The 22964-nt window shown below is 38.0% G+C and carries 27 protein-coding genes and 1 other annotated feature; of the genes, 20 read left to right on the top strand and 7 right to left on the bottom strand.

The window, feature by feature from the left end:
- The first annotated feature begins 227 nt into the window (after positions 1-227).
- The 3 genes from NDM98_RS02485 (at position 228) to NDM98_RS02475 (ending at position 2192) form a co-directional block, all read left to right on the top strand.
- Positions 228-785, top strand: coding sequence for an RNA polymerase sigma factor (locus NDM98_RS02485; RefSeq protein WP_251604324.1), 558 nt, complete (start codon positions 228-230; stop codon positions 783-785).
- Positions 778-1506 (top strand): hypothetical protein, encoded by a 729-nt coding sequence (locus NDM98_RS02480; RefSeq protein WP_251604322.1) that lies wholly within the window; start codon positions 778-780, stop codon positions 1504-1506. The genes NDM98_RS02485 and NDM98_RS02480 overlap by 8 nt, the downstream gene beginning before the upstream one ends.
- Before the next feature lie 389 nt (positions 1507-1895).
- The gene (locus NDM98_RS02475; protein WP_251604320.1) at positions 1896-2192 is read left to right on the top strand and encodes a hypothetical protein; all 297 of its coding nucleotides are present in this window, start codon (positions 1896-1898) and stop codon (positions 2190-2192) included.
- 331 nt (positions 2193-2523) lie between these two features.
- Here NDM98_RS02475 and NDM98_RS02470 read toward each other — a convergent pair whose 3' ends face one another.
- Positions 2524-3045 (bottom strand): cysteine hydrolase family protein, encoded by a 522-nt coding sequence (locus NDM98_RS02470; protein ID WP_251604317.1) that lies wholly within the window; start codon positions 3043-3045, stop codon positions 2524-2526.
- A 131-nt stretch (positions 3046-3176) separates the two neighbouring features.
- Between NDM98_RS02470 and NDM98_RS02465 the strand changes: the two genes are divergently transcribed.
- The 8 genes from NDM98_RS02465 to NDM98_RS02435 all read left to right on the top strand — a co-directional run bounded on the left by NDM98_RS02465 (position 3177) and on the right by NDM98_RS02435 (position 9479).
- On the top strand, positions 3177-3446 hold the full coding sequence (locus tag NDM98_RS02465; protein ID WP_251604315.1) for an autorepressor SdpR family transcription factor: 270 nt from the start codon (positions 3177-3179) through the stop codon (positions 3444-3446).
- A gap of 1 nt (position 3447) precedes the next feature.
- Positions 3448-4077 (top strand): SdpI family protein, encoded by a 630-nt coding sequence (locus tag NDM98_RS02460; protein ID WP_251604313.1) that lies wholly within the window; start codon positions 3448-3450, stop codon positions 4075-4077.
- A 21-nt stretch (positions 4078-4098) separates the two neighbouring features.
- A complete protein-coding gene (locus tag NDM98_RS02455) occupies positions 4099-4659 on the top strand; it encodes a methyltransferase family protein (protein ID WP_251604311.1) in 561 nt (186 codons plus the stop codon).
- A 20-nt stretch (positions 4660-4679) separates the two neighbouring features.
- Positions 4680-5339, top strand: a complete 660-nt coding sequence (locus NDM98_RS23775; protein ID WP_308807672.1) for a phytoene desaturase family protein — start codon at positions 4680-4682, stop codon at positions 5337-5339.
- A gap of 7 nt (positions 5340-5346) precedes the next feature.
- A complete protein-coding gene (locus tag NDM98_RS23770) occupies positions 5347-6186 on the top strand; it encodes a phytoene desaturase family protein (RefSeq protein WP_307728613.1) in 840 nt (279 codons plus the stop codon).
- Between the two features lie 122 nt (positions 6187-6308).
- Positions 6309-6980, top strand: a complete 672-nt coding sequence (locus tag NDM98_RS02445) for an alpha-L-fucosidase (protein WP_251604298.1) — start codon at positions 6309-6311, stop codon at positions 6978-6980.
- A gap of 4 nt (positions 6981-6984) precedes the next feature.
- A complete protein-coding gene (locus NDM98_RS02440) occupies positions 6985-7776 on the top strand; it encodes an alpha-L-fucosidase (protein ID WP_373370350.1) in 792 nt (263 codons plus the stop codon).
- A gap of 20 nt (positions 7777-7796) precedes the next feature.
- Entirely contained in the window at positions 7797-9479 is a 1683-nt protein-coding gene (locus NDM98_RS02435) for a glycoside hydrolase family 2 protein (RefSeq protein WP_251604292.1), read from the top strand.
- Between the two features lie 43 nt (positions 9480-9522).
- On the opposite strand, the gene NDM98_RS02430 is transcribed toward NDM98_RS02435, so the two are convergent.
- On the bottom strand, positions 9523-9819 hold the full coding sequence (locus tag NDM98_RS02430) for a hypothetical protein (RefSeq protein WP_251604289.1): 297 nt from the start codon (positions 9817-9819) through the stop codon (positions 9523-9525).
- Between the two features lie 186 nt (positions 9820-10005).
- On the opposite strand from NDM98_RS02430, the gene NDM98_RS02425 reads away from it, so the two are divergent.
- Both NDM98_RS02425 and trpS read left to right on the top strand, forming a co-directional pair.
- Positions 10006-10725: a YebC/PmpR family DNA-binding transcriptional regulator gene (locus NDM98_RS02425; RefSeq protein ID WP_251604287.1), complete on the top strand. Its 720-nt coding sequence runs from the start codon at positions 10006-10008 to the stop codon at positions 10723-10725.
- 17 nt (positions 10726-10742) lie between these two features.
- Positions 10743-10998: a binding site (T-box leader), on the top strand.
- A gap of 111 nt (positions 10999-11109) precedes the next feature.
- Complete coding sequence (trpS, locus tag NDM98_RS02420) at positions 11110-12108, top strand: tryptophan--tRNA ligase (protein WP_251604284.1); 999 nt, start codon at positions 11110-11112, stop codon at positions 12106-12108.
- Here the strand turns inward: trpS and NDM98_RS02415 are convergent.
- The gene (locus NDM98_RS02415; protein WP_251604281.1) at positions 12103-13101 is read right to left on the bottom strand and encodes a helix-turn-helix transcriptional regulator; all 999 of its coding nucleotides are present in this window, start codon (positions 13099-13101) and stop codon (positions 12103-12105) included. The two genes, trpS and NDM98_RS02415, sit on opposite strands and share 6 nt — an antisense overlap.
- A gap of 303 nt (positions 13102-13404) precedes the next feature.
- Between NDM98_RS02415 and NDM98_RS24520 the strand changes: the two genes are divergently transcribed.
- The 7 genes from NDM98_RS24520 to NDM98_RS02380 all read left to right on the top strand — a co-directional run bounded on the left by NDM98_RS24520 (position 13405) and on the right by NDM98_RS02380 (position 18680).
- Positions 13405-13554 (top strand): class I SAM-dependent methyltransferase, encoded by a 150-nt coding sequence (locus NDM98_RS24520; protein ID WP_373370349.1) that lies wholly within the window; start codon positions 13405-13407, stop codon positions 13552-13554.
- 127 nt (positions 13555-13681) lie between these two features.
- Positions 13682-14527 (top strand): saccharopine dehydrogenase NADP-binding domain-containing protein, encoded by an 846-nt coding sequence (locus NDM98_RS02405; protein WP_251604274.1) that lies wholly within the window; start codon positions 13682-13684, stop codon positions 14525-14527.
- Positions 14508-14711, top strand: a complete 204-nt coding sequence (locus NDM98_RS02400) for a hypothetical protein (RefSeq protein WP_251604271.1) — start codon at positions 14508-14510, stop codon at positions 14709-14711. Before NDM98_RS02405 ends, NDM98_RS02400 begins: the two co-directional genes overlap by 20 nt.
- Positions 14712-14795: 84 nt before the next feature.
- Positions 14796-15164, top strand: coding sequence for a hypothetical protein (locus NDM98_RS02395; RefSeq protein WP_251604268.1), 369 nt, complete (start codon positions 14796-14798; stop codon positions 15162-15164).
- A gap of 510 nt (positions 15165-15674) precedes the next feature.
- Positions 15675-16970, top strand: coding sequence for an ABC transporter substrate-binding protein (locus NDM98_RS02390; RefSeq protein WP_251604265.1), 1296 nt, complete (start codon positions 15675-15677; stop codon positions 16968-16970).
- Positions 16963-17865, top strand: a complete 903-nt coding sequence (locus tag NDM98_RS02385) for a carbohydrate ABC transporter permease (RefSeq protein WP_251604263.1) — start codon at positions 16963-16965, stop codon at positions 17863-17865. The genes NDM98_RS02390 and NDM98_RS02385 overlap by 8 nt, the downstream gene beginning before the upstream one ends.
- The gene (locus NDM98_RS02380; RefSeq protein ID WP_251604260.1) at positions 17862-18680 is read left to right on the top strand and encodes a carbohydrate ABC transporter permease; all 819 of its coding nucleotides are present in this window, start codon (positions 17862-17864) and stop codon (positions 18678-18680) included. Before NDM98_RS02385 ends, NDM98_RS02380 begins: the two co-directional genes overlap by 4 nt.
- Positions 18681-19258: 578 nt before the next feature.
- On the opposite strand, the gene NDM98_RS02375 is transcribed toward NDM98_RS02380, so the two are convergent.
- The 4 genes from NDM98_RS02375 to NDM98_RS02360 are packed head-to-tail and all read right to left on the bottom strand — an operon-like array spanning position 19259 to position 22884.
- Positions 19259-20056 carry an SDR family NAD(P)-dependent oxidoreductase gene (locus NDM98_RS02375; RefSeq protein ID WP_251604257.1) on the bottom strand — a complete coding sequence of 266 codons (798 nt, stop codon included), beginning with the start codon at positions 20054-20056 and terminating at the stop codon, positions 19259-19261.
- A gap of 30 nt (positions 20057-20086) precedes the next feature.
- A complete protein-coding gene (locus NDM98_RS02370; RefSeq protein ID WP_251604254.1) occupies positions 20087-21184 on the bottom strand; it encodes a mandelate racemase/muconate lactonizing enzyme family protein in 1098 nt (365 codons plus the stop codon).
- 11 nt (positions 21185-21195) lie between these two features.
- Positions 21196-22092: a fumarylacetoacetate hydrolase family protein gene (locus NDM98_RS02365; protein WP_251608883.1), complete on the bottom strand. Its 897-nt coding sequence runs from the start codon at positions 22090-22092 to the stop codon at positions 21196-21198.
- Between the two features lie 21 nt (positions 22093-22113).
- Positions 22114-22884, bottom strand: coding sequence for an SDR family NAD(P)-dependent oxidoreductase (locus NDM98_RS02360; protein ID WP_251604252.1), 771 nt, complete (start codon positions 22882-22884; stop codon positions 22114-22116).
- Positions 22885-22964: the final 80 nt, after the last annotated feature.

The raw sequence follows: 22964 nt of genomic DNA, 5'->3' as shown, positions 1-22964 counted from the left end.
ACCAAATTTCTCAGGTTTATATTGAGAGGCTAGATTTTATCCACAAACTTAGGGATTAAAGAGGTTAAACTCATGGAGGTTCGACTCCTCCTGTCCATATAAGATTGAAAGAAAAGTAAAAGTACCATAGCGATTGATGCTATGGTACTTTTTTAAGGTTAGCATAAGCCTATAATCAAATATTTCCAAGAATATATTATAAAGTTTAAGCCAAAAAGTGTTTTGAATTGTCTAATAGATATAATAAAGAAAAAGAGGTGAACGAAATAAAAAAATTAATAGTAAAAGCCAAAAAAGGAGATGAGAAATCCTTTTTAAAAATATTTCAATGTTATGAAAAAGATATATATCGTATGGCCTATCTGTATGTAAAAAATCAGAATGACGCTTTAGATGTAGTTCAAGAAGTTGCTTATCGGTCATACAAAAATATCAGTTCTCTTGAAAATCCTGATTATTTAAAAACATGGTTAATAAAAATTGCGATCACTTGCTCTTTAAATGTTATTAACAAGAATAATAAGGTAGTCAATTTCAGAGTTGATCATGAAGGAAAATCAGCAAATGAAATGGAAGATGTATGTCTCTCCATAGCACTACAAGAATTAATTGATTTATTAGATGTTGAAGAGAAAAGTGTCGTTATTTTAAAGTATTACGAAGACTATTCGTTCAAAGAGATTTCAGAAATCCTCAACATTCCTTTAGGTACTGCAAAATCTATTTTGTATAGAGCACTAGGGAAACTACGAAAAGAATTAAAAGGAGTTGATATGAGTGAATGAGTTTAAACGTGAGCTTGAGGAGATTAAGATTCCAGATGAGTTATCGACAAGATCAAAGATGGGAGTCAAAAAAGCGAAAGGAGAACAGAAAAAAACATTCAAAAAACCACTTGTGTATGCCGCTGCCATTGTTATTTTAAGTGTCAGTATTTATTCAACGCCTTCTGCTCAGGGTATGTTTGAAGATTTATTTCAGGTAACAAAATTTGAGGAAAGACATAACGTTAAAGAGATGTCCATTGGTTATGGGTTTGTAAATACTGATGTTTATGCTGAAAGAAATGTAGAATCAATTGAAGAGTTAGAGAGCTTGTTTAATATACAAGTCCCTTTTCCAGAGGTGTTAGAGAGTGCTATTGGTAAAGAAGATGTAGAATACAGCGTAGGTATGGGTGAACAAGGGGAATTTAAACAATTGTATTATAACGCAGGAACTGCTGAAAGACGTTATTCTGTCCATGCAACGAATAATATTGATACCAAACCTAGTTTTTCTGCAGAGAGCAAAGACGGAACTGGAATTGAAAAAGATTTATTAATTGATGGAGTAACAGCAAAACTAATGGGAATAGAAGACATCGATGGTAAAGTAATATATTTAGAAAAAGATGAATGGAAAATTATTATTACTTGTTTTGACAGGAATAGTGACAATGAAGGATTGTCAGGTGTTGAAGAAGAAGAAATAATTGAAATTGCAGAAAGCATCAATTGGTTTTGACAAACGTAAAGACTATCATCTGTGATTACTTTTGTTTCATTCAGTTTTTTTGATGAACTTCTAACAACCGCACATAAGAAAAAAAGAAGAGTACTAAGGCTTTTAAGCTTTGGTACTCTTCTTTCTTTGTATCTGGTATAGAAAAATGAGTAAGAGATGCGTAAGTAAGTAGAAATAATAAAATCTCTAACAACCCATGCTGCATCTCAATAATCCCGGATACTACGTGTAAATAATTTACGTAAAATAACAGAATTGTTTAAGAAAAGATTAAGATTTTAGAGTTAATAAATGGTGTAATATAGAAAAAGAGGTAGACAAATGAGATTTGCCTTGAATGGAATTTTATACGAGAGAAACTATAAAAAATTAGAATGAGGGCGATATTTGTGAAACGGTTTGCAATATTCTTTAGTATGTTTAGTATAGTTTTAGTTAGTGTAGCTGTTTTTTTATTTGTAAATAAGTCATATTATTTTTATCCTTCTCTACCAATTGAAAATGTGTCTGCAAGTTATGTCATTGAAAAACTTGATAGATCCGATGATGAGGTAGCAGAAATTGCAGAACTTGAAGATTACACTTGGTTTTTAACAAAGAGTAGTAAAAATGAAGGTTTCGCGAAATCAGATGAAAATATTAAACAGCGTATCCATTCAGATGGCTGGAGTTTAAAGAGAAAGTAGGCTCTGCTCTTTTCTTTCAAAAAGAGGATGAAGAATTAATTGTCACTACTCAAATGTGGACTGATAAATACATATTTGTTCAGGTGCAGAATAAATTTAGAGAAGTATAATCTGTTCGACGGTCGTCGATCTAAATATCTAAACGGCTATCTGTTTCATTTTTATTGCTGTATTCAAAGCAAGATGATTTGAATTATTTTAGAAGAAGGGACGTAGATTTTGAACATGCACTAATAGGTTACATTTTTAATGAACAGAAGCATCATCTGAATTCAAGAAAATAAAAAGGCTAATTCTCAACGATTGCAACGAGAATTAGCCTTTTTTCACATTAATGAAAATCTACTTCATCAGCTTTTTTTATTTCAGCAAAAAATTGGAGCGTTTCATTATGATGGGCAATAATCTGCTCTGCTGATAAGTTTTGTGAATCAAATGTGCTATGAGCATCTGCAACTACTGTCACTTGATAGCCAAGACTGTTGGCACGTCTACACGTTGTATCCACACAAAGATCTGTTTGGATGCCTGTGAGTATGACGTGCTTGATGTTAAGGGCAGCTAACTCATCTTCTAAAATGGTTTCAAAAAAAGAGTCAGGTCTTGTTTTTTGAATGATATGATCCATGGGCAATGGTTTGATGTCAGGATGAATCTCCCATGCGGTTGTCCCAGATTCTAACTGAAGGCCAGCTGCCTCGTTATACTGTACATAAAAGGCGGGCACATTTTGTTCTCGAGCTTTTTGTAGAAGGTTTTTTATCTTGGTTAGTAGTCGATCCCCATTCCATACTGGAAATTGTTCATCAAACATACCATTCTGTACATCGATAATAATGAGGGCTGTATGCAAAAGGGCCACTTCCTTTTTAATGTATTTATATTATTATAGCAAATCATTAATTAGACAGTTGTTTAATTATTTAATTGTGTTAGTCTTTAGTTAGATAGTTTTCTAATTACTTAATTAAAGGAGATAAAGCTGTGAACGAGTTATTTAAGGCTCTAAACGATGAAACAAGGAGGGAGATTATGAGTTTATTAAGCAAGCATGGGTGTTTAACTGCATCTGAGATTTCAGAGCACTTTGATATGAGCAAACCAAGTATTTCTCATCACCTTCAGTTACTTAAGCAGGCAAATCTGGTAACAGCCGATAAAAGAGGACAATACATCTATCACACGTTAAATACAACGGTGTTACAAGATGTCTTTGCTTGGTTTTATCAATTTAAAACAAAAGGAGATGACTAAAATGAAAGCTACTTATATTGCCATCAGTTTGTTTTTAGCCTCGGTTTTATTAAGTGTTGTGACCTATAGTCAACTACCAGATCAATTAGCCGTCCATTGGACCAATGGAGAGGTGACAGGCACTTTGCCAGCCGTAGCAGCCATCACTATCATGCCTGCGTTTATGGTCATTCTATTTTTAGTGAATCAATTTCTGATACGCGTAATGAGGAAAATGACTTCTGTTCAAGCAAAAGTGGAGCAAGTCATATGCGCTGTTTTACCAGGATTATTATTTGTTTGTCATGGATTGATTATCTTTTCAGGACTTGACTATTCTATAAATATAGAGGCGATAATTGGAATTAGTCTCGGTGTTGTGATGATGATTATTGGTAACATTATGCCGCAAGTGAAACGGAATGCTATCTTTGGTGCACGAAATCGTTGGACCCTTCAGAACGATCAGGTTTGGGCGATTGTTAATCGTTTAGCTGGAAAGTTATTTTTTGCTTGTGGTTTAGTCATTTTTATTGGTGCTATTATCATTCCAACCTATCAAATGGCGGTTGTTTTAACTTCTGTGCTCATTATCGTTATTATTATCCAACGTTATTCACACGTTACGTATCAGCGTGTTACTTCTAACTAATCAGCAAGTGAAGGGAGCTTTATGAATATAGAAGAGTGGTTCTTTTTTTGCTTAAGTCTAATTTGGTTATTGGAATTTGTTCTTTTTAGAGGGGCACGTCACTCAGGAGACTCTCTTTCAATTGAACAAAAAAGCTATTACCTTATTCTACTTTCCATCATCGCAACGGTCATTGGTTGCCTGATTATCCGAGAAACCTCATTTGTAATTCACACACCTCTTTTTATCACGTGGTTAAGCTTGTTTATTTATGGAACAGGTATTTTTCTCAGATACTGGTCAATGCTGACGTTAAAGCATGAATTTACAAGGCATGTTCAGGTATCTGCTGATAAAAAACTGGTTAGTCATGGACCATATCGTTCTATGAGACATCCTTTATATACTGCCTTAATAGTCTGCATGGTTGGTCTATCCTGTTACCTAGCTTCATGGGTAGGGTTGTTATTCACTCTTCTGCTTATCATTCCTTCCATCGTTATTCGAATAAAGCTTGAGGAAGCGATGTTAACAGAAGCATTGGGTGAAACCTATGACGAGTGGAAACGGCAGCGCTGGATTTTAATGCCTTGGATCTATTAAGAGAAGAGGGGTAAGTACGTGTGAAGAAGAAAGTAATTGTAATTGGTGGCGGAATTGGTGGGTTATCTTCAGCAATTAGTCTTGCAGCAGAAGGTTATCAGGTTCAAGTCCTAGAGGCCAATGAACGAATTGGTGGAAAATGTAATATCCGAAGTGGTGCTGGTTATTCGTTTGATACAGGTCCATCTATTTTGACGATGCCATGGACATTGGAACAATTGTTTACACGTGCAGGACGTAAACTCTCTGATTATCTGACGATCAAGCGAATTGAACCTCAATGGCGAACGTTTTTCGAGGATGGTGTATCCATTGATCTTAAAGGTGATTTACCGGATATGCTAGCTGAAATTGATCGAATTTCACCAGAGGATAAGTCTGGGTTTCTTGATTATCTACATTATAGTAGTCAAATTTATGAGCTATGTACCAAAAGCTTCTATCAAAAAAGCTTAGCTGGATTAAAGGACTTGCGTACCTTGCATAGCTTTAAAGAATTGCTTGCAATGGACCCAATGAAAAGTATGAACCAAGCTACAAAAAAGTATATAAGGGATCCTCATTTACAGCAACTTCTTGATTTTTTAGTGATGTATGTAGGCTCATCTCCTTATCAGGCACCAAGCTGTCTTATCACAACTTGCTTACGTTCAATTTGGTCTTGGCGTTCATTATGTTGAGGGTGGCATGTATAATATCATTCGAGCTATGGAACGAGTGTTGAATGAGCTTGAAGTAGATATTTGTACTAATGCTAGAGTGGATCAAATCATAGAGTCAGATGGACAAGCAAAAGCAGTTCAACTAGCGAGCGGAGAGATGTTGAACGCGGATATCATCGTTTCAAATCTTGAGGTTATACCGACTTATGAAAAACTGCTTACTAAAGCACCAAAAGCAAAACAAGAAGTTAAAAAGCTGAGCAACTATGAACCGAGTGTTTCTGGTTTAGTGTTACTTCTAGGTATAAACCGAACATATCCGCAACTTGCTCATCACAATTTCTTTTTCTCTAAGGATCCGCAATTAGAATTTAAACAAATCTTTGAGGAAAAGCGGCCGGCTGATGATCCAACTGTGTATGTAGGGATATCCTCTAAATCTGATCCGCTGCAAGCACCGGTTGGAGCAGAAAATCATTTTATACTTACTCATGTTCCCCCATTAAAAGATGGAGAGGACTGGGCTATGTATAAAGACACCTATCGTGAAACTATTCTTAGCAAGCTTGAGCGTAATGGTTTATCCAAAATACGTGATCATATTGAATTTGAATATGTATTCACGCCAAATGATCTTAATACACTATACGGATCTAATGGTGGCTCAATCTACGGTGTTGCAGCAGATCGGAAAACAAATGGAGGCTTTAAAATCCCAAGCCGAAGTCAGGTGCTTTCTAATCTTTATTTTGTGGGAGGTTCAACTCACCCAGGTGGAGGGGTTCCGATGGTCACACTGTCAGGACAACTGACTGCCGACTTCATTCTTGAAGATGAACTGCATTCAGGTCGTTATACAGGGTAAGTAAATAATTCATGCTCACTGATTCGAACTTAAAATGGATCAGTGATTTTTTTTGAAATGATATTGATAACGCTTACAAATGAGCTTAAGATAAGAACAACACATTTAATGAGGAGGCACTTATGAAAGAGGCTTATCTAGAAACTATTAATCAAGTAATAAAAGAAGGGAGATTCAAAGATCATTGGAGCTCTTTATCAGAATATAGGGTACCGGATTGGTACCAAGGAGCAAAGTTCGGCATCTTTATTCATTGGGGTGTTTACTCTGTTCCGGCATTCGGAAGTGAATGGTACTCGCGTAATATGTATATTCAAGGATCAAAAGAATACGAACATCATCTTAAAACGTATGGTGAGCATAAAGAATTTGGATATAAGGACTTTATTCCAAAATTCAGGGCTGAATATTTTAATCCAGAAGAATGGGCTCAGTTGTTTGAAGATGCAGGTGCACGGTATGTCATGCCGGTTGCAGAGCATCATGATGGATTTCAGATGTATAAAAGTGAGGTGTCACCATTTAATGCATATGAAATGGGTCCAAAACGAGATGTACTTGGAGAATTAGGTGAGTCATTGGCCAAACGAGAGATTGCTTTTTGTGCATCTTCTCATCGAATGGAGCATTGGTTTTTCATGGGGCACGGAAAAGAATTTGATAGTGATATTAAAGAACCACTTGTGGAAGGAGATTTTTATTGGGCAGCAATGCCAGAGCCAGACCATCAAGATTTATTTAGCCCAAGCCCCATCAAAAGAATTTCTAGAGGATTGGCTTGTACGCACATGTGAAATTGTGGATCTATATCAACCACGGATTATGTATTTTGACTGGTGGATTCAACATCATGCTGTTAAACCATATCTAAAGAAATTTGCTGCTTATTATTATAATCGTGCTCTTGAGTGGGGAATCGAGGTTGCGATTAACTACAAACATGATGCCTTTATGTTTGGGACTGCAGTTCTTGATATTGAAAGAGGACAATTTGCTGAACAGAAACCATACTTCTGGCAAACGGATTCAGCGGTAGCAAAAAACTCCTGGTGTTATACAGAAAATAATGAGTATAAAACAGCTAAAGAGATTATCTCAGACCTTGTTGATATCGTCAGTAAAAATGGTTCATTATTACTAAACGTTGGACCAAAAGCTGATGGAACCATTCCAGATGAAGATCGTGCCATTTTGCTTGAGATTGGTGACTGGTTGAAGGTAAATGGTGAGGCTATATATGACACGAAAGTATGGAGAAAATCTGGGGAAGGACCAACCGAGATTATAGAAGGACAATTCACAGATAACGAAACAAAGGTGTTCACTCCAGAAGATATTCGTTTTACAGTAAATGGTTCTTACCTATTTGCGACAGTCCTGCAATACCCTAAAAGTGGAGAAGTGTGTATGACTTCGCTTGCAGAGAAGGATGCGTCAAAGTTACCTCATTTTCATGGCATTATTAAGGAAGTGTCTTTACTAGGATTTGCTGAGCAACCAGAATGGAAGCGTACAGAGCAAGGTTTGATTGTCCAAACACATACAGTACAAAGTGATATGCCTGTTGTGATAAAGATATTACTTGATTAGTCTAATGAAGGAGGAAGTTAATGATTAGATTATTTGAAACAAACAAGATCCGGGACGTGTATGAGTTAGAAGGTGACTGGGATTTTCAACCGATCAATGAGGGTGATTCAGTATGCGAACGATACGAATATCGTATGCCCGTACCAGCTTGCCTGGAACTTCACCCTGACTTTCGAACATATCGAGGAAAAGCTGCCTATAGGCGCAAAGTAGATGTGAGCAAAGATACGTCGATTAAATTAAATTTTAAAGGCGTGAGTCATACGGCAGACGTTTATTGGAATGGTATGCATGTAGCTCATCATTATAATGCATATACACCCTTTTCTACATATATAAAAGATGTTGAAAAAGGAGAGCATGAACTTGTTGTGATTGTAGACAATACGTTTTCAGAGAAATCTAAGCTTCATATAGCCAATGATTATTACACATATGGTGGTATCATTCGTCCTACTTCCATCGAATACATATCTGATGTATGTATTGATCGTTTGTCCTGCACATCTTTTCAAAAGGATGGCGTCTGGGGAGCGGATATTAAAGTATGGGTAACGAATCATCATGATACTATACAAAAGGTAGAAATAAAGGGCCAATTAGCTGATACACCTATTTCGTTTGGCTTTATCGAAATCCAAGCGAACGAAACAGTAGATGTGCAAATAAACAAGATGTTCGAACAGTTAATACCGTGGGAGTTAAATAATCCGTCTCTTTATTTATTAACTTTACATGTTTATACAGATCATCAAACGACTCCAGTTGATGACCTAATCGAACGTGTTGGCTTCAGAACGGTCACAACAGAGAATGGCCGCATACAATTAAATGGCCAAGATATTATACTAAAAGGGTATAACCGACACGAAGACCATCCATTAGTTGGAGCATCTTTTCCTTATCAGTTATTAGTTCAAGACCTTGAACTCCTTATTGAAACTGGAGCTAATTCTGTTCGGACCAGTCATTATCCAAATGATGAGCGATTCCTAGACCTATGTGACGAGAGAGGAATTGCTGTATGGGAGGAAAATCACGCAAGAGGGCTAGTGCTTGATCAAATGAGTGACCCATTATTCCAAAAGCAATGTATGGATTGTAACGAGGAAATGGTGCAGAATCATGTTAATCATCCAAGTATCTTAATCTGGGCCATTCTAAATGAATGTGCGAGTAATACACAAGAAGGCAAAGTGATGTATAAAGAACAACTTGAACAAATTAAAGAGTTGGACTCATCACGACCAGTGACATATGCTACACATCACCGGGAACACGATATTTGTTTTGATCTTGCGGATATTATTTCTTTTAATCTTTATCCATTATGGTATACAGATGAAGATCCAGGAGAACTGGTTGATCAAGCAAGAATCTGGGCAGAAGAACTTGGTGGAGGTGGTAAGCCGATTATTATGAGTGAGTTTGGCGGAGACGGGTATTACGGTCTACGTCATCCTAATGCAGTACGGGGTACGGAGGAAAGACAGGCGATTATCATAGAAGAGAACCTTCGAGCTTATACGAAGCGATCCTTCATCTCTGGTATGTATATTTGGCAATTTGCTGATTGTAAAGTTGTAGAAGATACAGGGTGGTTAATGAGTCGGGCTGGAACAAAAAATAGTAAGGGCATATTTGATGAATTTAGACGACCTAAGCTTGCAGCTAGTGTAGTGAAAAAGTATTTTAGTGAGTAAGGTAAAAGCTTGCCACGGGAATTCCTTTGGCAAGCTCTACTTGTTATTCTTCCGTATCTACATCTACAATCGTCAAAACAAGTCCGCCAAATTTACCAACTAACCAATTGTAGCAGAGTGTCATTAATGAAATAATGCCTGCGTACAATCCCGTGTAAAAGACAATTCCGATTAAGAAAGCAGGAATCATTACATATCCACTTGCTCCATCTTGAGCAACTAGAACAAACGTTACAACAATCGTACCGATAAGCATAAGAATAATGGGAATAAAATAAAAATAAATGGCACTTTTTAATACACTACCAATAGCTAGTTTCTTGACCTCGACTCTTTTCAATTCTTCAGCTCCTAATTAGTGATCGAAATAATGAATCATGCACAAAGATATAGATACCCTGAATATCCCACTTAAAAACAACATTTTACAGTATATTATAGGAAGGGTTGTCCTAATACCTTGTCAGAAACATAAGAATTAGGATATGATAAAAACTGAGAGATCAAGGGAAAGTGAGTGTTCAAAATGGGACGTAAATGGAATAACATTAAAGAAAAAAAAGCATCAAAGGATGCTAATACAAGTAGAATTTATGCGAAGTTCGGTCGAGAGATATACGTGGTTGCCAAACAAGGTGAACCTGATCCAGAATCGAATCAAGCTTTAAAAGTGGTTCTAGAGCGTGCTAAGACATATAATGTTCCAAAAGCAATTATAGATCGGGCGATTGAAAAGGCAAAAGGCGGTTTAGATGAGAATTACGATGAGCTCCGTTATGAAGGGTTTGGACCCAACGGATCGATGATTATCGTCGATGCCTTAACGAACAATGTTAACCGAACAGCATCAGATGTTCGAGCGGCTTTTGGAAAAAACGGTGGTAATATGGGCGTGAGTGGGTCTGTTGCTTATATGTTTGATGCAGCTGCAGTTATTGGTGTCGAAGGCCATTCAGAAGAAGCAGTTTTAGAACATATGATGGAGGAAGAGGTAGATGTAAAGGACATCGTGCAAGAAGATGATACAGTAATCGTTCATGCCGATCCTGAGCAATTTCACGCTGTTCAAGAAGCGTTTAAGAAATTAGGCGTTAGTGAATTCTCTGTTGCAGAGCTTACAATGGTTGCGCAAAACGATGTGGAAGTCCCAGAAGATGCTAAAGAGCAGTTTGAGAAACTGGTTGATGCATTAGAAGACCTTGAGGATGTACAACAGGTATATCACAATGTGGATCTAGGGGAATAAAAGAGTCATTTAATAAACGAATAATTATGATGAAGAGTAAGTACAAATCAAGCTAGGTGTTCAGAGAGTTGGTGGTCGCTGCAAACCAATCTCCTATTGATTTGGAATGGGCTTCTGAATTGCCGCGTTGAAGAATAGTAAATGTGGCCGGGTCTGTCTAACCGTTACCAAGTAGAATCGTATCGAAGACCCTAAGTTAATTCTTCCGTATGAAAAGTGAGTTGTTTTTAAGGCAGCTAACAAAGGTGGTACCACGAGAACCTCGTCCTTTTTGGATGGGGTTTTTTTGTGTTTTTTTAAAGGGGGTGATGGCCATGGAAGATGGTTGGTGGCGAAAAAAGAGGATGAATCAAAATACTATACTTTTTAGGAGGAACGTTATTTATGGAACGTTTATTAACAGGAGATCGTGTAACAGGAAAGCTACATCTTGGCCATTATGTCGGCAGCTTAAAAAATCGCGTGGAGCTACAAAGTCAAGTTGACTCACTTATCATGTTAGCGGATGTGCAAGCACTAACCACTCATTTTGAACAGCCTGATCAATTAGCACACCACCTAAAACAAGTCACGTTGGATTATCTATCTGTTGGAATAGACCCGAATCAAAGCACAATCTTTGTGCAATCAATGATTCCTGAAATCGCTGAATTGACAGTTTATTTCTCGATGTTTGTTACGATTAATTCCCTACGTCATAATCCAACAATTAAAGCTGAAGCGAAGGAAAATGGCTATGAAGATTTGTATTATGGATTTCTCGGGTACCCAATCAGCCAAACAGCAGATATCACATTTTGTAAAGCAACCGTCGTTCCAGTTGGTGAAGATCAGCTTCCACATATGGAGCAGACACGAAAAATCATTCGACGTTTTAACCAGCTATATGCCCCGATTTTTCAAGAACCTCAAGCTGTTGTTGGTGAATTTCCGCGTTTAATTGGCTTAGATGGCAGCAGTAAAATGAGTAAAACTAAAGGCAATACAATTAATCTTGACGCAACAAAAGAAGAAGTACATGCAAAAATTAAAAAAGCAACCACTGATCCCGCAAGAGTCAGAAAATCAGATCCTGGTCATCCAGAAGTATGCCCAATCTATTCCTATCACCAAGCCTTTCGAAAAGAAGCAGTAACTGACATTTATGACGGATGCACAAATGCCAAGCTTGGATGTGTTGAGTGTAAGCAAATGATTGCAGCAAGCATCAATCATTTGCTTGAGCCGATGCGAGAACGACGAAATATCGTACTGAAGCAGCCTCGACAAATCGATGAAATACTTGAAGCAGGAACTGCAAGGGCAAGAAACATTGGCAAGCAGACAATGGAGGAAGTGAGAGAAGCCATGAGTATGAGTTATTTTAGAAGAGATATCTTATAATAGCTGATCTATCTTACTTAATAACTCATTACGTGAATGAACGTCTACTTTATGAAAAATAGATTTTAAATGATCTTGAACCGTGTATGTAGAAATAAAAAGATTATCAGCTATTAGCTTAGTTGATAGTCCTTTTTTTATACAGAGAATCACGTCGAGTTCGCGATTACTTAACTGGTAGTGTGATTGAATATAAAATTGATTGTTTTCAATTGAAGCCTTTTCAATATGAAACGCAATTGTATTGTCCTGTTTCAAATGATGGAGTTGTTCTGCACGTACCTGCATAATGCCACCAAATAAGTTGCTCGTAATGAGTGTTGCATGGTCTGTATTCTCCTTTTGTAATTGTATCGATAAGGTTTGAAAGGAGCGAGGTAGCTGACTTTCTGATAAACCTTCCCATTCTCTCATGAGTGCAAGCCATTTTTCTCCTTCACCTGTTGAGTAAATAAGTTGAAGGTCTTTATTTAGAATGAGTAAACCTGGCGTAAAATCATTGTCTTTTGTTTTCACTAACTGAGCTTGTTTTGATTGAAGATCTTCAGCAAAAAAACTGGCGAGTCTAGATAACAACTTTAATTCTTCCTTTGTAAAGTAAGGACTTGAAAGTTTACGAAATAGACTAATAAATCCCCAACATGTTGACTTGCTGATGAGCGCTACACGAAGCTCATCTCCAAAACCTGCTGGAATTAAAATGGTGTGTAGTCGTATGCTTGCATTTGGTTTTTGTGAGTGTTGTAAAGACACTGCCTTAGATCTTGTGCTCTCGGCAAGTTGTTGATGAGAGTTGAGATCATTAGTTAGGTATTCATTTTTAAGTAAAGCATCATGAATGGTTTCAATAACTGTATCAGTAAGAGATCCTGTTGAAAGCAAAGTACTGGGATCAACTGTCGTAATGCAGGATGCATCAAAAGAAATTTGTTTCTTTAATGCTTGGCGAATGTGCGTTCTTACCTGATGTAAAGAAAGGGTTTTGTCCGTCATTGTTCCTCCAACAATCCCAATTTTGTGGGATAGAAATAAAGTATTTAATCGATATAATTGAGAATAGTTATTAATTAAGTGTACCACAGGAAAAAAGAGGAGGCCAAATCATGTGTCCGTTAAACAGTTGGGATCTATCAGAAGTCCAAACATATCCAGGCAACGATTACTAAAAAGGTACCTGGATATGAGATTTTACATACGTTATCAGCCATTCTAATAAGTCGGTCAATCCGTGCAGATGCATCCATTCTTGTTATTGGTGCAGGGGGAGGTGAAGAACTGGTCAGACTAGCTGAAGCTTTGCCTAGAATCAGAATAACAGCTCTTGATACATCTTCTATCATGCTAAAACTAGCAAAATCACGTTGTGAGGATGCAGGGATTAGTAATCGTGTCCAAATGGACAACCCACTCACCATACCTTACATTACATCCAATCGATGGGTGTGACGAATCATCCGATAGAGCGTGAGTCACTAATCAAATTACTCCATGAGTCAAACTTTCATGAGTGTACGAGTTATTTTAAAGCATTATTTGTTGAAGCCATCTTATGTAGAAAGAGTGATATGAAACAATGAAAGATAAAATTGTTGTTGTAGGAGGGTATGGAAAGGTTGGACGAAGTATTTGCCAACAACTTGTTCGTTTTTATCTTAATAAAGTTTATGCTGCTGGCCGAAATAAGCGGAAGGCAGAACAATTTTCAGAGGAGACGGCAAACCAAGTACAACCACTTGTTTATGATGTACATTCCCATATCGAGCCGGATTGGTTATCTGAAACAAAGATTGTTGTGATGTGTCTTGATTTAGAATCAACCATATTTGTTGAAATGTGCTTAAAAGCAGGTATTTACTATATTGATATTGCAGCGAATTCTGATTTTCTGAAACAAGTGATGGAACTAAAAAATCAATCATTACCCGGTACTGCTATAGTAAGTGTGGGGCTCGCTCCAGGATTAACTAACTTACTCGTACAACAAGCATTACAAGACTGCAGTGATGTCAAGGAAGTAGATATTTCAATATTGCTTGGAGTTGGAGAGAAACATGGACCTGCTGCCATTGATTGGACATTAGTAAAGATGGTCAATTCCTTTAATAAACGTAAAAAAATTGATTTCAATGAACCAGTAGGAAATCGCAATGTTTATGAATTTCCTTTTTCAGATCAATATACCTTGCGACATACACTGTCTATTCCCAGTGTGACAACAAGACTTTGTTTTGATTCAACATTTATTACTACTATCGCTGCATTAATCGGGATTCTAAAACTATCAAGATGTTTAAAAAACAAAAAACTCCGCAATCGTCTTGTGTCACTAATTGAGAGATTAAATATCGGGTCGGATCAGTTTGCGATTAAAGTGGATGCTTATTCGTCAACGAGCCATATTGAGCGATCAATTAACTAACGGACACAATCAATCAAATATCACCGCAAAGGTTGCTGCATCCATTGCTCATATTACGTATGAAAATAACATGAAATCAGGTGTATACCATATTGAGCAATTATTTGAGCTTGTGGAAGGTACAAAAAGCAAGCTGACTATAAAAATGAAAGAAGATCAATCAATGTATACCTTTAAATTATAATTTCATTTACCATAATGATCAGTTAAAAATCTAACAAAACCAAACGAAGATAAAGATATTTAAAGGAATTTATTTAGGGTACTAGTGCACAATATTATCATCCAGCAGAATTTAGAGATTCATGGGTGCAGGTCGAGTATTTATAAACAAGAAGGTTTTGAACGTCATTTACAAGAAGCGACTTATTTATATGAGGGGATGGAGCCGAACCAAGTATTCCCTTATTGGAGTGTTTGGTTTGAAGAACTAGTACAAGAAGAAGTAACTACATTAGAAACAAATATTAAGGCAAATGTGGAGCAAAATGCTGTACGTTTTATCGTAGGAGAACTTGATTTTGATACAGATTGGGACAGCTATGTAACTGGTCTAGAATCGTTAGGTATTGATCGTTATGTAGAAATCATGCAAAAAGCGTACGATCAATATCTTGTAAATGTAAATGTGAATTAGTGTTATAGATAAACCAAATTGGTACACCAAAACTGCTAATTTTTTTACAAAGAATATGTATTAAGAAGAACGTTCCTAATGTTAGGAGCGTTCTTCTTTTGAAATTAAATGCCTTTAGTTAGTTTTCATGTACCTAGTTATACTTTGATACCTCTTAATGTTAAGCATCCACTGCTGTGTGCACATCTACATCGTCAATACTATGCAAGTTATGACCTTTGCATAAAACTAGGCTTAAGCTTTGAGAACAATACGGGATAAACAGAAAAGAAAAAGAGTAAGGAAACTAATCATAAACATGCCAAAACTATAATATTACATACTACAGTTTTAAGTAACGTATTCATAATAAAACTAAAAACAAAATGATATTTATAATATCTTAACCCAATGGATATGATTTGACGTAAAATTATCCTTATGCTATAAATGGAAGCGTTAACATATGAGATCGTTATCACATTTTTTAAGTTGCATTATTTGAACTTTTCATTAATGGGAGGGAATGGTATGCGGTATAAAATACCGTTAAGCATAGCTTGTTTAGGCCTTGCTTTGACGGGATGTAGTGAGACGGAGAATCAGGAATCAGATGGACCTTCCGGTGACGTGACAGTGTGGGCATGGAATTTAGAGGCTGAGTATTTACTTGATATTGTTCCAGATTTTGAAGAGAAGTACCCTGATATTAATGTAGACGTGTTAAAACTAAGTGGAGATCAAGTGTATCAAAGATTAACAACTGGCCTTGCAGCTGGTGTTGAGAGTCAGCTTCCTGATCTTGTCCAAGTAGAAAATCAACGAATTGATCTCTACATGGAGAATTTCAGCGAAAGCTTTGTTAACTTATCAGATATGGGGTTTGATGAGCATCGTGATAAATTTGTTGAAGGAAAAATTGCTCCACTCATAAATGATGATGATGGGATCATGGCATTCCCTAGAGATACGGGACCGATGACTGTATTTTATCGAGTCGATCTTTTTGAAGATGCAGGTATTGATCCAGATGAGATCATTACATGGGATGATTATATTGCAGCAGGTGAACAAATGCTTGACGAAACTGGCACGTTAATGACTGGAATGCAATTTAACGGAGACACTCAATTTTACAGAGCGATGCTACAACAGCATGATTTATTATATTTTGACCTAGATGGAAGAGTTACTGCTAATACAGAGGCAGCTCATCGTTCGATGGAAACATTAAAAGCAATGGACGATGCAGGAATTTTCCTTTACGCTTCTACGGGTGAGGAAGTAAATGCGGCAATTAAAAATGATGCGGTTGCATCAGTGATCAGTGGGTCATGGCAAAAAGGGATTATCGAGGACCAGATGCCAGAGCAAGAAGGCTTATGGAGAGTCATGAAGCTTCCTGTATTTGAGGAAGGTGGTTTAACTGCCGCAAATGATGGTGGATCAAACCTTGCGATTACATCTGTATCAAGTAATAAAGAAGCGGCGTATTTATTTGGAGAATTTGCTTCTGTAAACGTTGACAATCAAGTTTACGGGGCACAAGCTTACGGTGCATATCCGGCTCTTATCGAAGCCATTGAGCGACCAGAGCTCGCTGAAGGAGATGAGTTCTTTGGTGGTCAAGAAATCTTTACCCTTTTTGGGGAAGAGGCAATAGATTTACCGATTGTTAACTTCACTGATGATTATTTGAGGGCTCAAAATAATTTTAACGATGCCATTGGACGAGTTATTTTGGAGAACGTGACTGTAGATGAGGCTCTTGAGACTGCAGGAAATCGATTAGAAGCAGCCACGGGACGGGAGGCAAGCGATGAGTAATTCTGTCACCCATAAAAAAGTAAAAGGCAAAAGCCCGAAAAATCAAGCAGGACTCGCACCATATGTGTTTATTGCACCAACCGTTCTACTGTTTTTGATGTTTACGGGTTATCCCGTAGTATATTCATTATTCCTTAGCTTTACAACAAATGAAGCAGGCATTAATACTTTTGCAGGGTTTGAGAATTATATACGCCTGTTTCAAGATAGCTTATTTTATGAATCACTGTTAAACACTTTCATTATACTCATATTTCAAGTTCCAATTATGATTATGTTTGCCGTTGTACTTGCGAATGTATTACATAGTGGAATTCATCGCTTGAAAGGTGTGCTACGTGTAGCTTTTTTTACACCAACTGTTACATCATTAGTCGCTGCAGCGATTATTTTTCTATTAATTTTAAATCAAGACTTTGGGATTATAAATTATATGCTTTCGAGCGTAGGCATTGATCGTATCCCTTGGTTAAATGATCCTTTTTGGGCCAAAGTATCTCTTATTATGGTTACAATCTGGCGATGGACAGGCTATAACATGATTATTATCTTAGCTGGTCTTCAAGTAATACCTAAAGATCTTTATGAAGCAGCTAGTATCGATGGGGCCAGCCCTATCCGCAAGTTCTTTTCAATCACTTTGCCCCAGTTAAAGCCCGTTTTACTATTTGCTGTGGTCATGTCAACAATCGGGACGTTTCAATTGTTTGATGAAGCATTTAACTTAACTGGTGGTGGACCGATTAATGCCACAACAACGGTTACCATGTATTTATATGAAAATGGATTTGAATACTTTGACTTTGGTTATGCTTCAGCGATCGCTTATATCGTTGTTCTTATCATAGCGCTACTATCGTTTATTCAGTTTAAATTGGCAGGTGATGACGATTGAATATCCTAGGTAAGCTATTAAAATATCTTGTGCTAGTGCTTGGCTTGTTCATCACACTTGGACCATTCTACTGGATGATTGTTGGTGCAACGAACTCATCAGGAGCATTGCTTTCTGTACCACCCAATCTTATTCCTGGTGACCAGTTAGCAGTAAACTTTCGAAACCTTTTAGATAACATTGATATCTTTCAAGCGTTATTGAATTCCACGATTATTACCGTAATATTTACAGTCGTGGCAGGCTTGTTCAGTGCAGCAGCAGGTTATGCCTTTGCAAAATATACGTTTAAAGGTCGGAACACATTGTTTGCAATGTTACTTGTATCAATGATGATTCCATATCAGGCATTGATTATTCCTCAATTCGAGCTTTTTGCTAATCTGGGGATTTTGAATACGTACAGTGCGATTATCTTGCCACAGCTCGCTTACCCATTCGCGATATTTCTTATGAGGCAAAGCATGAAATCGATTCCTGATTCATTGTTAGAGTCAGCACGGATTGACGGCTGCGGAGAATACCGTATTTTCTTTCAGATTTCATTACCGATGATGCTTCCAGCCATCGGGGCAGTGGCTATCTTTTTATTCACACATCAATGGAATAACTTCCTATGGCCACTTGTAGCTATCGTGACTGAGGATATGTACACACTGCCGATTGTATTGTCTATTTTGGCAGGACAGGATAACCTTGATTACGGGCAATTGATGTTAGCTGCATCCATATCAGTACTGCCAATCTTTATCATGTTTCTATTCTTGCAACGATTTTTTATAGCTGGCATTGCGAGTGGAGCGGTGAAGGAGTAGATAACAGAATTGATGGGGCTGTGACAAAACTCTTTTAGCCAAAAAAAGGGCCGGACAATGACGTCATTTTGACAGCTCATTGTCCGGCCCTTTTGTATAAGGGGATAATACTCCCCTGGACATTGTGTATGCTTTAGTGAGTGCTGGAATAACCGTTCTGCTAACAATATAAAATCTTAGAGAAGTAGATCGAATTGAGTAATAGACCAAGGGAAAAATATAGCCGAAGGGACAATTGAAGAGTTAAAAGCTTCAGTGGGGTCTGGTCAATTACTCATACGTTTAAGTGATACTTCTCAAACCATTGAATATCTAAATTATTACTCCCAGGTTGGCTACCATCAGCTTTATTCTTCTTGATTATGATTAAACCTTCTGACTAAGCGTATGAAAGATCTTGATGATAGGTATTGTTTCTTGATGAACGATCAACATGTCTTGGTAGAATAGAAAGAGTCCTTTGTAACGGGTTTTGGCTCTTACTAAACATTTAATACTTTTTGATAAAGCATAGAGGTTTCTTACTGTAGCGCAAAATCTTCCTGCTAAGACCGAAACCCTGTTTAATCAACTACCAATCAATGCTGCAAATGATCATCAGGCTGAGCAGCCTTCACTGTTAAACCGCCATCCACCATCAGGAGGTGGCCGTTGACTTGTTCGGCTTCATCTGAAGCTAAAAAGACAACGGCATCACCAATTTGTTTGGATGTTCCTAATCGTTTCATCGGATTGGCTTCGACTTCACGTTGATAGTTCTCTTTATCCTCAAACATCTCAGTTGTCATGTCTGTTTCCACGGTGCTTGGTCCGACGGCATTGACGTTGATTTGATAGCGACCTAACTCAATGGCAAGTGCCTTTGTTAACTGGGAGGCGGCGGCTTTAGACGAGATATAGTGTGGAATGACAGGACTTGTTACAAGCAAGCTAGCTGTTGAAGTGATATTCACAATTTTGCCTGCTCTTTTTTTGACCATCTTTTGCGCGACGCGTTGGCTTAATAGGAAAATAGACTTAACATTAGTTTGATAGGTCATATCCCACGTTTCCTCAGATAGAGTTAGAAAGGATTCAAAGGGTGCGATACCAGCATTATTAACTAAAATCTCTACATCGCCGAGTGTGTCTTCAACCTCTGAGACCATACGTTCTACATCGTCTTTTACACCAACATTTGCTTGGATTGTGATGGCTTTAATGTTATGCATCGCTTCTATTTTTTCTTTCAAATCCTCAGCGAGTTGTTTGGAGCTTGCTGAGTGGTAGTTAATCGCTACATGAGCTCCTTCTTCTGCAAGTCGTTCGACAATCGAAACACCAATTCCTCTGCTTCCTCCGGTGACGAGTGCTACTTTATTTTCTAAACGTTTCATCGACCAACCTCCCAACTATAATAGATTCAATTAACCAATTCGATGTTCCTTTAGCACATAATCTGTTAACTTACATCCGAGCCCTGGTTCCTCTGGAAGCGTATAGTAGCCATTCACAACCTTAATAGGATCCTCCCATATATCACTAATTGATTCATAACAGCATTCGACCATCGGGACGTTAGATGAGGCGGCTGCAAGCTGAACGTGAAGCTTTTGCTGCACATTTGTATGTGGTATGACCTCAAGATCATGGCAACGGGCAAGGGCCGCGACATCTAACCACTCATCTATGCCTGAGAGCTTTGTTGCATCAGCCTGAACAATATCAACAGCGCCAGCCTCTATATATTCACGGAAATCGTATTTAGTATAAATCGTCTCGCCAACAGCGATTGGTACATCCAAGGCTTGAGCCAGCTTAGCATGGTCACTTTTGTTAAAGGGATTCATAGGCTCCTCTAGCCAGTAAATATCGAATTCCTCTAATCGTCTGCCCCAAACCATGGCTGTTTTGAGGTCCCAAACGGTATTGACATCAACCATAAGCTTCACTTCTGGTGGGATTGCCTTACGGACCTGCTTCACACGCTCGTAGTCTTGCCGTGGATCTGGTAATCCAAGCTTCATCTTGACGGCGTCAAAGCCTCGATCAATAAGAGCTGTCATATCGTGTACTAGCTCATCGGTTGTTGTTTGTAACCAGCCACCATCGGTGTTATAAGCTTTTACTTTATCTTTAACAGGTCCAAGATAACGCCATAATGGAATGCCAAAGCTTTTTAATCGAATATCCCATAAAGCAAAGTTGACGGCACATGCGGCTACTCGTGTAATACCAACTTGACCAATAAAATGATTGGTATAATGCATGTCATTCATAATGGCCTTGTGCAGCAACGGGTCTTTTCCCATGAGGACAGGAGCGTAAGTGTCATCAATAATGGCCTGTACAGCTCTTGATCCTTTCGTGTAGTTCCAATTAAAGCCCCAGCCACTAATGCCTTCATTTGTATCAATTCTTACCACAACAAATTCGACGGATTCTAATTTTGTTTGAGAATCAGTAATCGCTTTTTGTTTTAAGGGAATATCAAGCAAGTAGGTTTCAACATTGGTTATCTTCATCACATCGCTCCTTATTTTTCCTCTATAAAGGTATTTGTTAATGCTCCTAGTTTCTCAATTTCAACTGTTACTGTATCACCAGGTTTAAGGTACACACGTTCGGACTCCGGTAATCCGAGAACAACACCTTCAGGAGTACCAGTTAAGATGATGTCACCAGGTTCAAGAGTGAAATGCTTGGAGATATAGCTAATAATCTCTTTGCAACTAAAAATCATATCCGATGTGTTCGATTGCTGACGAACATCTTGGTTCACTGTTGTTTTTAAGGATAAGTTCTGTGGATCGTCCACTTCATCTGCAGTCACAAGGTAGGGGCCAATTGGACTAAAGTCATCGCACGTTTTGCCAAGCAACCACTGGGGTGTTTTCATCTGCAAATCTCGAGCAGATAAATCATTAGCTGTGCTATAGCCAACTACATACTTAAGGGCATCCTCTTCACTCACATTTTTAGCTTTTTGGCCAATGACAACAGCAAGCTCTACCTCATAATCTAGCTGATCTGTTACATTTGGAATGGCAATATCCCTATTGTGACCAGTTAGAGTATTGTTGAATTTATTAAACAGGATAGGAACCTCTGGATAATTTGCTCCTGTTTCATCTGCGTGACGTCGATAATTTAAGCCGACACAAATGATCTTACTTGGGTTAGGCACAGCTGGCCCAAACTCACAATCTGTCTCCTTTACTACATAGGGTTGACTATCAGAAATCACTAGCTTTTGAACATATGATTGCAGACTTTCAAATGCTGACTGACCACCTTTAATGAACTCGCTTACATTTTTAGGGACTTGATCCTGAGGTGTGTCCTCTAAGGCTTTGCTGATATGTACAATCCGTCCATCGATAACTACCCCTAAATAATCTTGACCATTCTCTGTAATATTACAAATTCTCATCATTCATTCTCCTTTTTTGTTTTAGGCATTTTTGCCGAATACGACGCCACCATCAACATAGAGTGGGGAGCCCATCATAAACGATGATTCATCCGATGCGAGAAATAGGGCTGCCTTTGCCACGTCTTCAGGTTTACCAAGCTCGCCAGATAATTGGCGTGTTTTTACTTTAGCGATGGCGGCGTCAGGGTCTGCTGATTTGCTGAGGTAATCCTCAACAAACGGGGTGAAAATGGTACCGGGTAACAAAGCATTTACACGAATGTTATAGGGTGCATAATCAACCTGCATAGATTTTGTTAACGAGAGAACAGCTCCTTTTGTTGTTGCGTAGGAGGCTCGGTCCGCCAAGCCGATTTCAGCAATACAGGAAGACATGTTTATTATCGCGCCACCATTTTGTTTAATCATATGAGGCAGAACATACTTACTTGGGAGGAAGACACCTTTTACATTTATCCTCATGATACGATCCCACTCATCTTCTTCAAGCTCGTGCAAGCGACCAATCCCACTAATTCCGGCATTATTAAAAAGAATATCAATGACAGAATACGTTTGAATAATCGTTTGGATCATGGTTTCCACAGAGGTTGCATCCGTTGTATCCGCTTGCATAAATACGGCTTTTCCATTAGCGTTTTGTATGAGCTGAACGGTTTCCTCACCACGTGTTGTATCAATGTCATTGACAATGACCGTAGCTCCTTCTTTGGCAAAAAGTTCTGCTGTGACTCTTCCAATCCCTGAACCAGCTCCAGTAATTAGAACGATCTTGTTAGCTAAACGCATACGTTCACCTCCTTCATAAAAGAAAAAATTCCCTCAAAAAAGAATCAGAATATGATATGATTTTTTTAACTATTCTAACA

This window comes from Alkalicoccobacillus plakortidis (assembly GCF_023703085.1).
GTDB lineage: Bacteria > Bacillota > Bacilli > Bacillales > Bacillaceae_D > Alkalicoccobacillus > Alkalicoccobacillus plakortidis.
The sequence above is the reverse complement of the archived record's forward strand: the minus strand, read 5'-3'. Positions and strand labels throughout refer to the sequence as shown.